Source organism: Halobacteriovorax sp. HFRX-2_2 (assembly GCF_043196705.1).
In the GTDB taxonomy this organism is placed as follows: Bacteria; Bdellovibrionota; Bacteriovoracia; order Bacteriovoracales; family Bacteriovoracaceae; genus Halobacteriovorax_A.
Window position 1 is genome coordinate 306,961 of the sequence record NZ_JBEBMT010000003.1, and the last position, 12,644, is coordinate 319,604.

Annotated in this window: 9 protein-coding genes; 2 read left to right on the forward strand and 7 right to left on the reverse strand. The window is 39.3% G+C overall.

Annotated elements, in window-relative coordinates; genetic code table 11:
• Window position 1 precedes the first annotated feature (1 nt).
• Window positions 2–1,354 (reverse strand): cyclic nucleotide-binding domain-containing protein, encoded by a 1,353-nt coding sequence (locus tag ABMA79_RS11920; protein ID WP_393092800.1) that lies wholly within the window; start codon window positions 1,352–1,354, stop codon window positions 2–4.
• 191 nt (window positions 1,355–1,545) lie between these two features.
• Between ABMA79_RS11920 and htpX the strand changes: the two genes are divergently transcribed.
• Complete coding sequence (gene htpX / locus ABMA79_RS11925) at window positions 1,546–2,430, forward strand: protease HtpX (RefSeq protein WP_392860658.1); 885 nt, start codon at window positions 1,546–1,548, stop codon at window positions 2,428–2,430.
• 2 nt (window positions 2,431–2,432) lie between these two features.
• On the opposite strand, the gene ABMA79_RS11930 is transcribed toward htpX, so the two are convergent.
• Entirely contained in the window at window positions 2,433–3,551 is a 1,119-nt protein-coding gene (locus tag ABMA79_RS11930) for a succinylglutamate desuccinylase/aspartoacylase family protein (RefSeq protein ID WP_393092803.1), read from the reverse strand.
• A 154-nt stretch (window positions 3,552–3,705) separates the two neighbouring features.
• On the opposite strand from ABMA79_RS11930, the gene ABMA79_RS11935 reads away from it, so the two are divergent.
• Complete coding sequence (locus ABMA79_RS11935; RefSeq protein WP_393092806.1) at window positions 3,706–7,881, forward strand: hypothetical protein; 4,176 nt, start codon at window positions 3,706–3,708, stop codon at window positions 7,879–7,881.
• A gap of 16 nt (window positions 7,882–7,897) precedes the next feature.
• Here the strand turns inward: ABMA79_RS11935 and ABMA79_RS11940 are convergent, their stop codons facing one another.
• From ABMA79_RS11940 to lysC, 5 genes are all read right to left on the reverse strand, one after another.
• Window positions 7,898–9,094, reverse strand: coding sequence for a PLP-dependent decarboxylase (locus ABMA79_RS11940; RefSeq protein WP_393092809.1), 1,197 nt, complete (start codon window positions 9,092–9,094; stop codon window positions 7,898–7,900).
• Between the two features lie 12 nt (window positions 9,095–9,106).
• Entirely contained in the window at window positions 9,107–9,862 is a 756-nt protein-coding gene (locus ABMA79_RS11945; protein WP_392860664.1) for a 2,3,4,5-tetrahydropyridine-2,6-dicarboxylate N-succinyltransferase, read from the reverse strand.
• Between the two features lie 2 nt (window positions 9,863–9,864).
• The gene (gene dapA / locus ABMA79_RS11950) at window positions 9,865–10,758 is read right to left on the reverse strand and encodes a 4-hydroxy-tetrahydrodipicolinate synthase (protein WP_393092811.1); all 894 of its coding nucleotides are present in this window, start codon (window positions 10,756–10,758) and stop codon (window positions 9,865–9,867) included.
• 42 nt (window positions 10,759–10,800) lie between these two features.
• Window positions 10,801–11,481 (reverse strand): 4-hydroxy-tetrahydrodipicolinate reductase, encoded by a 681-nt coding sequence (locus tag ABMA79_RS11955; RefSeq protein ID WP_393092813.1) that lies wholly within the window; start codon window positions 11,479–11,481, stop codon window positions 10,801–10,803.
• Window positions 11,481–12,644: lysine-sensitive aspartokinase 3 (gene lysC / locus ABMA79_RS11960; protein ID WP_393092816.1), on the reverse strand; the 1,164-nt coding region annotated here is incomplete at its 5' end. The genes ABMA79_RS11955 and lysC, both read right to left, overlap by 1 nt.

The following is a 12,644-nucleotide window of genomic DNA, read 5'->3' on the forward strand; positions in this document are numbered from 1 at the left end:
TTTATGCCGCTTCTGGCTCGTTTTTTTCCTGTTCCTTAAGCTTTTGCTGAACTCGTTTCACGCTTGGGCTGTGACGCTCTGAGCGATCTGTGGAGCGACGAGTTGTAAGACTTGTGATACTTACTAGAAGGTCATTATGTCGCGATGAGATCTCATCGAATTGCTCTTTATCAAGCTTATAAAGTTCACAATAACCAAGGGCGCGGACATTTGCGTTTCGCTTAGTATCGTGTAGAAGGGCATTTTCACCGAAGAATTGTCCTTCATGAAGGGTTGCGACAACATTTCCATCACTGAGGATAACTTCAACACTACCGTGACCAATAAGATACATTTCGTGACCTGTTTCACCAATATTAATAATGGTTTGTCCTGGCCCGTAATATTTTTGTTCAAGGGCACCAGCTACTTCTTTTAAGCAACTTGATGTAAGCGTCTTAAAGATTGGAAGGTTTCTGATGAGCTTAATATTCATATAAACTGTCAGCTCTCCCTGCAGGGCCTGAGGCAGTTCATTAATGATCTTATTATCATTTTCTGTAAGTCTCTTTGTCACGAGGTGATTATAGTAACTATAAACATTTTGCTGCAGACGCTCTGGAACATTATAGTGCTTCATAAAGCTTACGAGATCATGCATCTTCTCTCTATTTTGCTGCTTGTAGCGCTCGCCATCTTGTACCATCTTGTTAACTGTACCAATAACGAAACCGTAAACACCAACCCCTAAGATCATGATGACCATCGTAAAGAGGCGGCCTTCATTTGTTGTCGGGGTAATATCACCATAACCAATTGTCGTAAGTGTTGTTACCGTCCAGTACATGGCCGTAATATAGTGAGTGGCACGATCTTGAATCAGTGATTGATCAATAGGTGTGATCATAATCCAGCAAAGACTAATCCAGTGTACGGCAACCATAAAGAGGGTTAGAACAGCTGTGAATTTAATCATCTTAGGCACAAAGGCAAGATTTGAAACCATTTCAAAGAGACGAGCAATTCTTACAAGACGAAATAATCTAAAGTATGTGAAGGCATGGAATCCTAGCGCATAACTTAGAATGTCGTACGGTACAGATGCAATGAGGTCGATACCAATTAAGGCATACCACTTATTCTTATGGGCCTTTGAAGTAAAGCTCATATTTTGTGCTCTCTTTTTTCGGATTCTTAGAAAGAGGTCACTAAGAAAGAGTGAAGAGACAATAAAGTCGCAAATTAGTTGCCATCCTTGAATCTTCGTTTGAAAAATAAAAGAGAAAGGGGCCTCAATGGCCGTAAAGATAACTGCTGCAAAAATGATCGCATTCCATAAAATCTCTTTCTTTGTAATGTGCTTATTGTTGATCATTTTGCTCTTTTTAAATGAAAATCGTTAACAGTTTCTTATTAAATACTCGGTTATTTATTAAAATTCTTTAAACTTTCTTAAATCCTGAGAAGAATTGTTAATTTTTTGTAAACAATAATTCATCTTATTGACCAAATTTAGAATTAATCTCTATCATATTGGGAATATTATTTTTTAGGAGTTAATCTAAAATGCTAAGAATTGGTTTATTTTTACTTACAAATATCTTGGTTGTTGCAACGATCGGTATTGTGCTTAATCTACTTGGAATCCGTGGCTATATGACGGAAGCGGGAATGAATTATAATTCCCTTATCATCATCTGTGCTGTTTGGGGACTTGGTGGATCATTTATTTCTTTGGCCCTATCTAAATTTATGGCGAAAATGGCCTATCGTATGACAGAGATTTCTCCAAACGATCCAAATTATGGATGGGTTGCTCAATCGGTTCATCAATATGCTCGTGCTAGTGGAATCAAAAACCCTGATGTTTATATTTACAACTCAAATGAAGTCAATGCCTTTGCTACAGGTCCTAGTCGAAATAATTCAATGGTTGCCGTTTCAGCGGGACTTCTTCATACGATGAGTCGTGATGAAGCCGAGGGTGTAATCGGTCACGAAGTCGCTCACATTGCTAATGGTGATATGGTAACGATGGCACTCGTTCAAGGTGTCGTTAACGCTTTTGTTATGATCCTATCTCGTATTGGAGCGATGGTTATTTCAAATGCACTACGTTCAGATGATGAGGAAGGACCAGGGCTTGGACCTTTTGCTCATATGGCACTTGTGTTTGTCTTAGATATTATTTTTGGCCTACTTGCTATGCCTATTACAATGTGGTTTTCACGCTTTCGTGAATATCGAGCAGACGCTGGAAGTGCGAAACTTGCAGGGCGTGACAAGATGATTGCGGCCCTTCAAAAATTACAACAAAGTACAAAAATGGTTGATAACTCAGATCCTAATCTCACAGCATTTAAGATCTCTAGTGGGCCATCTTTTGCTGAACTTTTTAGTTCTCACCCAAGCCTTGATAAGCGTATTCGTGCGCTTCAGTCAGGCCTATAAGATTACTTTGACGTAAATTGCGTAAAAGCTTCTAATACATTCATGCCCCTTTTCACATTTGAACTTGGGGCATGATTAATCACAATTCCATCACAAGGTGCTATGATGGGTGAGATCACTTCCTCTAGGCTTTCAAGTTTATCGAAATGATAAACACTCATGATCTTTTCACCTTTTTTAAATTTCTCTCCAGGGGCCTTGTGGTACTCAATAAAGCCTGCACTTGGAGAAAAGAATCCCTTATAGTTTTTCAATTCACAAAAATACTGTGTGTTCTTCTTTGTGTTGATCTCGTCTGCATCGATGACACCTCTTTTAACAAGGTAATTAAAGATATTGATGGCATCTATTTGGCCGGCCTTTGAGTCGATGACTTCTTCACTTCCTAATTCAAGAGTGTAGGCCTCAAAAGAATTCTCACTCTTATGAACTTCATGAAACTTTACCCACGGATAGAAACTTGCTTCATCCATTGCACCACCAAACTCTGGTGGAATGACTAAGTGGAATGGAAAGTTTAGCTCTGCCATTTTCTCTTCTAAGAAATCTGGGCCATAGATGTAGCGACAGCCAACACCAGCAGTATGAAGGTCTAAGACAATATCGGCATCACTTGCTAGCTCTTGCAGGGTTATAAAGAGATTCTTATTTTCATCAATACCATAGGCCTTGTGAAAGTTTCTATATTCAGTAATCTTTGCTTTTAATAGTTCTTTGTAAGCTTTTTTATCTTCACACGCCTTAATTTCTTCTTCACTAATTAGGCCTTGTCCTTCTTTTTGATCAAAGAAGTTTAGGTACATGCGATTCCAATTGTCTCCGGTAATAGGGTTAAAGCGCCCGTAAGTATAGGTTCCCATTTTGACAGAGGTTGCATATGGGTTTGCATTTGGAATCATTCTAATTCTTGCGTTTATATGTTCATCTTCTAATAAATTTAGAAGTTTAAAAATGGCCATATTTCCTTGCAGTTCAGCGCCGTGAACATTTGCTTGGATATAGATTGTCGGAGCATTCTCATCAATTTTATCAGGAACTAAGTCATAGATATTAAGCTGGTACTTGCCGTGATTTGTTTCATCGATATTGATAATTTTCTTTTCTAGGTTCCAATTAGACATGATCAACTCCACAGTGCCTCTTTTATAAGTCACTAAATATTCGAATTTTGACAGATAACCTCCTAATTATACATTAAAACCTGTAAGTTGTTTGAATTAATCAAAATTTAAATAATAATTAAGTAATTCTAGGTGGCCAGACGATAAGGTAGCGATGGTAAAAATAAGTCGACTTTTATATTCAGCTTTTCTTGTTCTAGCAGTAGTTCTATCGACAACTGTGAATGCGAAATCGAGTCAAAGAGTTTATACTCTTGATTTAGCTAAACCTGAGTATAAGAATCTTCTTACTCTACAGTACTATCATAATTCAATTGTCGACTTTCACGAAAATATTGAAAATGCTCGTAAGTATAAGAACCGCTATACTTTTCAATTCTTAATTGAAGAAGCCTATGCGGCCTCAAGTGACTGCTTTCTTGCTGGACATAAGTCAACTTTAGTTAGTGGAAAGTGTCAGATCCCAAGAAAGATCTCATGTGAAAAAAGTTTCTTTGGTAATCGAATCCTTAAAGTGAGATGTAATCCTTTACTATTTGGCCCTGGTCAAGATGGACGAGGTGCATGTGTGAATGCACGCCAAAAGGGAAGTAATAGCTCTAATTTTGGAACGAGTGCATGTAAGAACTCAGCAAGTGAATACACGACACCGCAAATTGTTAAGGATCTCTTATCAGATGATAAGAAGATGCAGGCCTTTGATAAATTAGCTTCTGAAGTAGAAGAGTTTTGTCGTCATAATGTTGCCGATGCAGCATGTATCGCACAAAAAGAAAGAATTGCTAAGATTAAGGATTCAGTAGCTAAGGCAAAGGAAAATCAAGAAGGTGTTGAAAAAGGTGTAAGTCTAGGGCTTTCAAAGGGTGTCGGAATTCTTTCACGTTGTGAAAAAGACTACCGTGCAGAAGCTGAAGATAATATGCTTGGAACATTCTTTATGAGTTCACGTAATATTGGTGACACTCTTGTTCAAGTAGCTTGTAGTAATGACCAAGTTGTTCAAAGTGTAAGTAGTTCTGAACTTGACACTCTTTCAAAGGATTTTGATCGTATTAAGAGACATTCATCAATTAAGTCTCTTTTAGATGATGGGCTAAAAATCGGTAGCGAGCTTTCAATGAAGAATTATATTCTTCATAAGCTAAAGTCTAACGGTGTGAGTGAGGCCAATCTTGATCGTGCAATCGATGACATTCTTAAAGAGACTCAAGACTTTGGTCAAGAACCATTCTTAGGTATTCTTAATAATGCAAAGGAAGAATTTAAGAAGGCAATTGCTGAAGGTAAAATTAAAAAGACAAATAAAGGAGAGTTAAGAACTAAGGTTAACGACCTCCTTGATGGCATTAATAATCAATGTGATAAAATTAGAAAAAAGTTTCCATGTGTGACATCTTCACAAGTTGGTAACTACTATATGGGTGAGATTCCATATTGTACGGTTGTAAGACGCTCTAAGGATTATAAAGATTTTATTGCAAGTGAACAGAATAGCTATATTTCTAATATGATGAATTTTTCGAATGAGAATCCTGATTTTAGAAAGTATTACGCAACAAATGAATTTCGTTCAAAATTTCATGCACCATCAAATGACTTTGCAAAAGACTGTGCGGAGAAAACTCCTTTATTTGGGACAAGTAAGCCAGCAAGTGCAATTTCGACAAGTGATTTTGAAGATCTTGAAAAGACAGTAAGTGAGAATATGCTTGAGGATTTAGAAGATCTAGAAGACAAGATTCCTTCTTCTTCAAAAGATATTGACGATATGGATGATGACCTAAAAGATCTTCTTAAATATAGGCCATATCTTATTGCACAAGCTTTTAAAAATAATCGAGTTATTCCTGGGCTTCAAGATATGCAGGCATCATTCTTATGTAGCCAAATGCGCGATATTTATTCAAACGATGAAACATGGAAGCTTGCAAATGTTACGATGGCCGGAGCAGGTATGGCCTTATCTGGTGCTCTTGTTATGACAGGAATCGGAAGCCCGGTGGGAATTGCACTTGCTTCAGCAAGTTCAGCACTAATTGTTGGTGAGGCCGCTGTAGGTGTAAGAGAAATTAATGATGCTAATAAGCAGCTTGATACAACTGATTCGAAGCACTCACTTGGCCTTTCCTCAACTGAAGAAAATATTGAGGCCATTGCAGCTGCTGAGTCTCAAAAACTTAGTGGTCAGATTGCCGTTGGTTTATCACTTGTTAGTGTTGCAACCGATAGTGTAGCTGTTGCAAGATATGGTGCTGAGGCCCTGAGCGCAACAAGAGCTGGCCGAAGTGCAGGTTCGACGACTGGTGCAGCTGTCGCTAAAACAGCTAAAGGTACACAGGTCGCGACAACAACGACAAATGTATCTCCTTCACCAATTGGAATCTTAAATACTAGAACATCGCTGAACGCACCAAAGCCTCAATCAGTTATAGCGCTACCACCACCTAAGGTTCTTGGACTTCCGGCACCAACGACGACGAGTAAGGCCGTTGCTATTGTTGATGATCAGTCACAAGTTCCAGCGATGCTAAGAAGACTGGAAAACCAATCTGGTGGTAAATTAACTAATGCAAGATTCTTATCTGATAAGGTTATTCCAGAGGTGAGAAGCTATATTAATGGATTTGATGAAGCCGCTAACCCAAATGTTGTTTTCTATACGCGTTTAGGAAAGCGTATGGAAACATTAAAAGAAGGAAAACTACTTGAGGATGGAAGTGGCCTAATTATCAATAAAGGTTCTGATAATTATCAGGCCATCATTGATTCAGGACTAGGAACAGTAACTGATAAAGGTGTTGTCCTTAAGTTTGGTATTGATATTGATAATATTAAAATTCTTTCTGATGCTAAGACTGCTCAAGGCCAGGCCATGAGAGCAGAGAGACACTTTGTTTTTAAAGAAACTCAGCTTCCGCAAATGAATGGAGCTGTACGTAGTCTTGATGATGTTAAGGATAGAATCTATGATTTTTCTGGTTTAAGTGACCTTCAAAAGGCAACGACTTACCAAAATATTGAAAGTAAGATTACTCGCGGTGAGCGCCTAAGTGATATGGACTTACTTGCTTTGGCCTATCGTAAGGATGTTGCTAAAGGCGGTGAGCAAAGAGCTCAGGGGATTCTTGATCTTGTTACCTCAAGAGATCCTTCTTTCGTTGATAAATTAATTAGTGGCTCAAGTGCTGCCTCAACTGCACGTCGTGAAGTCCTAAGACAGGCCGTAAGTTCAGGTAAGCCTACGACGCCGCAAATTGCATCAACGACAACTTCAAATGCTCTAATTACGAGACCAGCTCGTGCACCGCATGGGACTCCGCAAGGAGCAATTGCTGGTGAGAAAACCGTTGGACTACCTGCTCCGACTCAAGCAAATCTTCCTGCTCCAACAAATGCGGCAAGCCTTATTAAGGCAACTGGACAACGTATTGTTGATAAGGCCAGACAGCTTGCTCATACTGTTGCTAGAACAGATGATAAGGTCGAACTCATTAAGGCCGCTAATAAGAAAGCAAGTGATGCAAAGACAGCTAGTGATACTAAGACAGCTGTTAATGATGGAATTACAATTGAAGGTGAGTATACAGATATTACGAATCAGGTAAATGCTCCAAAGTTAAGTGGAGCTCGCCTTACTTCGAATGAGACTGGATCGACAACACCTGCCATCTTAAGAAATCCTGGTGCTACACAAGCTGTGGTTCACACATCAAATGCCTCAGCGGCCATAACTGAAGTGGTTAATACTGTTGTGGATGAAATTAGAACTGAAGAGGTTGTCGTCCATGATCCTAATGTTACTGAGCCTACACCGCCAGGAAACCCTGAGCCTGGGAATACGCAAGAGCCGGGTGATGAAACAGAAGCTGATCTGGCCATTGATTTCAATGGTTCAAAACCGGCCATTACTGTCACTTTCGTAAAAGAAAAGGTAAAGGCCTGTAAGATTAAAAAGACATACTTTGAAGAAGATGAAGATGGAAACCGTAAAGAAAAGGTAAGCACTCTTAACTCATCACTTGAAAGTGCAAAAGAGTATGAGCTATCTTCATATGATTATGATTACATTGTCTCAGTTGAGTGTAAGGTTGCTGATGGTGAATTTAAATTAGTTGAGACTGGTAGCTTTTCAGACTCTGGAATTAGTATTTCTGGATTAAGTGACGGTAAGGCCGAGTACGTTGTAGGTAAGTGTGATGGTGATAATTGTGCTTCAGAAGACTCAACAGGTCCTGGCCGTGGAGTTCCAAGACTTACTCCTGCGCAACTAAGACAAATGGCACCGCCAAATATTCAGCTAGAGAATATACCAATTCTAAACACGCTCTAAGAGTCTAAGAGTGGAATTACTCCACCCAATCAGCACTTGTTTTAATCGTTCGAGGAATCATAACGTCTCCTTTGTATGAGACGACTTCAGCTGGCAGGTTATGACATAAGAAAAATGGCATACTTTCTGTAAAGCCATAAGCGCCACATTGAGTGAAGACTAACCAGTCTCCATAATCACAATCTTTAGGAAGTTCAAAAACGCCTAGCTTATCTAGCGATGTGCATAAAGGCCCATGAACATGAAATTCTCTTGTCTGTGTTGATTTCTTTTCTTGGTTTAAAACACGACAAGGAAAGGCCTGATCAGTAAGTGCCGGACGAGCAATATGATTGATACCACCGTCAAGAACAAGGATTTCTTGGCCTCGCACATTCTTGCGATCAATAACTTGGCTTAAATAGAGCCCGCATTCTCCAACTGCAAAACGTCCTAGCTCCATCCAAATCTTTTTTAAACCATGCTTGGCCTTTAAGCGCATAAGGGCCGCATTGATGTCTTTAAAGTCGATTCTTTCATCTTGATTTTGGTAGGGAATACCAAGGCCTCCGCCAAGGTCAATGACTTCTGGTGTGATACTCATCGTCTCTGCTAGCGTATTAATGCGCTCACAGGTCTTATCCCAGACTTCTTCAAGTCTTTTAGGATCAAGAATATTTCCCCACTGAAAAACATGAAAGCCGATGGCCTCAATATTTTCATACTCTGAAAGATTAATCGTCGACCATGTGGCCTCATCTAGGCCAAAGGCCGTAACTTCATCGCCACCAAGAACTGACTTTTCTTGTGAATCCCACTCTAGTTGTACCCTTAAAAGTGCACGTGCCTTAATCCCAAGCTCTTTGGCCTGTTCGTTTAACCACTTTAGTTGATAGATACTTTCCACAACCACACAATTAATTTCATGCTCTAGTAACGTACGAATATAGCCACGTGACTTACTTGGGCCAGTTGAAATGATGTCACATGACTTCACACCACTGGCCACAACTTGGGTAAGTTCTCCCTTGGAAGCAACGTCGACGCCGATTCCAAGGTTTCTAATAAGTTTTAAAATCGAAGACAAAGGGTTTGCCTTACAAGCATAGTAAAGCTTAATGCTTTCATCCTTATTATTTGTGATATAGCGAAGATGCTCTTCTAGGGCATCTAGATCATAAAAGTAAAATGATGAATCCAATCTCTTTGTTAACTTCGTTAAAACTTTTTCCATTAAAATTTTGCCTTATCTTAAAAATGCTTCTAGCTCAAGTGAGGCATCTGATTTTTCATCACGGTACTTTACAATCATGGCACAATTCATTGATAGTCCCATATCCCTTGCCCATGAAAGCTTCTCATTAACAGGACGAGTTCCTGGAACAACGATAGCACCTTCTGGAATAGGCTCACCCGGTTCTAATCTTCTTTCATTAACACAGTCATATACTGGAACGCCTTTAGAAAGAATCACTCCTGGAGCAATAACAGCGCGTTTAAGAACTTGGATTCCTTCAACGATAACGGCACCAGCACCAATAAAAGCGTCATCTTCAATGATTACTGGAGCAAGTCCAATAGGCTCTAAAACACCACCAATTTGTACACCGGCACTTAGGTGAACATTCTTACCAATTTGTGCACATGAGCCTACAAGTGCGTGAGAGTCGACCATAGTCCCTTCATCAACGTATGCACCAATATTGATATAGGCAGGAGGCATAATAATCACACCACTTGAAACATAGGCACCACGACGAACACTTGATCCACCTGGAACCATGCGAACACCGCGATCTTCGCTAAACTTTTGAGCAGGGATATTGTGTTTGTCGACAAATCCTGGCCAACCAAATTCTGATTGCTCAACATTTTTTCCGGCCTTAAAAACCTCAAGGATCATTTGTTTTACTTCAGTGTTAGCAACCCATTTGCCATCAACTTTAGATGCTGATCTTAAAGTTCCACTTTCAAGTCCTGCTAAAATTTCGTCTACAGTCATTATTACTTTCTCCAACTTTGAATATTTTTATTTGCGTTTAAAACATTAGTTTCTAATTTCATGTCTTTGATTGAAAGTGGTGGGCGAAGACTTGCGTCTTTGATTTGTCCATTTTCTTTCATTAACCATTTAGCAGGTACTGGATTTGAAGCAACAAACATAGCGTTGCTTGATTCGACCCACATTTTAGTTTCTTCTTCACTTAATTCGCCGCCTAAGCAAGCAACCGTATATGCATGTGTTTGGGCAGGCCATGGATTTGAAGCGACAGAAACTAGTCCTTTGGCCCCTAGAGGTGCAAATTCAGGTAACATTCCATCATCACCACTATAAACTCGCCCTAGCTCACCAGCTGCTTCAACATACTTTGCAAATTTCTCTGGGCTTCCACTCGCTTCTTTAATGGCCCAGAATTGCTTGTGTTTATTTAGGCGTTTGACGGCCTCAAATGATAATTCAATCCCTGCGCGAGAAGGAACATTATAAAGCATTACTGGTTTATTTGAGACGTCCATGAGGGTTTTAAACCACTCATACTGGCCTTCTGCTCCAGGCTTAGCATAAAGAGGAGTCACCATAAGATAGGCGTCAATATTAAGTCCATCTAAGTATGAAACCCACTCACATGTTTCAGTAAGATTGATACCACCAACACCGCACATTAATGGAACCTTAAGATCAAGATCGATAACGAAGTTTAAGATATTCTTTCTTTCTTCAAGATTGAGGTTTAAGGCCTCTCCTGTTGATCCAAGAATTAGGATCCCATTTCTTGCAGCTTCTTGTTCCCTTAAAATCGACTCTAAAGAGTCTAGATCAATTGTAAGATCTGAGTTTAGGGGAGTGATGACCGCTGTCCACAGAGGTGTTGAATTAATATAGTCATGATTTGCCATTAAAATAGCTCCTTAATTTCGTTTTCTTTTTAACTTTTTCTATTAACTCTTTCTAATTACTTGTAGTGCAATGTCACTAAAGTCGTGTAGTCCTGGACTAAGATTTTTTACGCGCTCACAGGCCCAAAGAGCTCCTGCTGCAAAAATTTTACGATCCTTAGCTTCGTGTTTAATTGTAATATATTCATTTGGAGTATCAATCTTTAATTCGTGAATTCCAATAATATCTCCAGTTCTTTCACTGGTAATAGTTGAGTCTTTTTCTAACCATTCTTGCCATGAAAGGGCAGTGCCACTAGGAGCATCTAATTTCTTAGTATGATGAACTTCATGGATTTCATATTTGAGATCACTAGCAGGAAAGAGAGCTTGTGCCTTGGCCGCAATACGAATCATCTCTTTTGCTAAATTCATGCCTAGGCTAAAGTTTGTCGCCTTAATCCAAGGAGCTTTTATCTTGCTAACTAACTCAGGAGTCCATGCAAAACCAGTAGAACCAGTTACTACGCAGATTCCTGACTCGCTTAATAATTTGAAATAGTGCTCTAAAAATACATCACCATTCAAAAAAGAGAGAACCATATCAAATCTATTAAGATCTTCATTCCTTAAGGGATTTTTTGAGTCAAAAACTTCTAATTCAATATGCGAATATTCTGGTGATTTACATAGTTCAATAACTTTTGAGCCAGTTTTTCCTTTTCCTAAAAGTGCAATTTTCATTAAATGAATTCCTTGTGTAATCTTTGAATTGTTTCGTCAGCATCATTCTTACCTACTAAGAAACAAAAATTATGCTTACTGGCACCTAAGCAAATCATACGAACATTAATTCCATCAATTGCGTTAAAAATTCGTGCTGCAATATTTGGTGTGTGATTGATTTCATTTCCAATAAGACTTACTAATGTTAAGTCCTTTTCTACTTTTACGCTACAAAGCTGGGATAAACGATCAATAATCTTCTTATTTAATAAAGCACTATCATCTAAAGTAAGTGCAACTGAAATTTCTGAAGTTGTGATTGAATCAATACTGACTTTAAACTCGTTAAAGATCTTAAAAATTTCAAATAAGAAGCCATGTGCTTGAAGCATTTTTGGCGTTGATAATGTGACCAGGCTTTGCTCACGCCTTAAGGCCATGGCACGAATTAACGGCGCAGACTGAGTCTGAGCTTTAATCCATGTACCTGGTTCATTAGGTTCATAGCTCGATCCAACAAAGACCTTAATCCCAGCACGTAAGGCCGGAGTTAAGGTCGTTGGATGAAGTATTTTTGCACCAAAAGTTGCCAGCTCGGCCGCTTCAGAAAATGTTATTTCGTTTAAAAGTTTTGCTTCTTTAACAATTCGGGGATCTGTTGTTGCAATACCTGCAACATCTGTCCAAATTTGAAGAGTGTCAGCACTCATGGCCTCTGCAACGAGGGCCGCTGAATAATCGGAACCACCACGTCCTAATGTTGTTGTTAGACCTTCACTAGTTGCGCCAATGAACCCCTGTGAAACATAGACAATATCGCCATATTTTGCGTTTACCAATAACTGGTCTGCACGGGCCCTTGTCGCCTCAATATCAGGAGAGGCCTTTGTAAAGCTATCATCCGTTACAAGGACTTGGCGAATATCAAATAATTCAACTTTCTTATTTGAAGCTGACTGTTCATTTATACGAGCGAGAACTTCGCTGAAGACAAGGGAAGAAAGTCGCTCACCAAGACTAACAAGTGAGTCATAAGCGCGATCTGAGCATTCTCTTAGAAGAAGCATTCCCTTGGCGATCATATTCACTTCTGAAAGAAGTTGGGTAACGTCATCTCTTAGGCCCTCTGAAGCTTGCATTTCTTGGAGGATATCACGATGCTTATTTTCAATTTCGTGAGT

Coding starts and splice junctions, on each gene's coding strand:
- ABMA79_RS11955 (WP_393092813.1), bottom strand. CDS start 11,481: ATGAAAATTGCACTTTTAGGAAAAGGAAAAACTGGCTCAAAAGTTATT.
- htpX (WP_392860658.1), top strand. CDS start 1,546: ATGCTAAGAATTGGTTTATTTTTACTTACAAATATCTTGGTTGTTGCA.
- ABMA79_RS11920 (WP_393092800.1), bottom strand. CDS start 1,354: ATGATCAACAATAAGCACATTACAAAGAAAGAGATTTTATGGAATGCG.
- ABMA79_RS11935 (WP_393092806.1), top strand. CDS start 3,706: ATGGTAAAAATAAGTCGACTTTTATATTCAGCTTTTCTTGTTCTAGCA.
- ABMA79_RS11940 (WP_393092809.1), bottom strand. CDS start 9,094: ATGGAAAAAGTTTTAACGAAGTTAACAAAGAGATTGGATTCATCATTT.
- ABMA79_RS11930 (WP_393092803.1), bottom strand. CDS start 3,551: ATGTCTAATTGGAACCTAGAAAAGAAAATTATCAATATCGATGAAACA.
- ABMA79_RS11945 (WP_392860664.1), bottom strand. CDS start 9,862: ATGACTGTAGACGAAATTTTAGCAGGACTTGAAAGTGGAACTTTAAGA.
- dapA (WP_393092811.1), bottom strand. CDS start 10,758: ATGGCAAATCATGACTATATTAATTCAACACCTCTGTGGACAGCGGTC.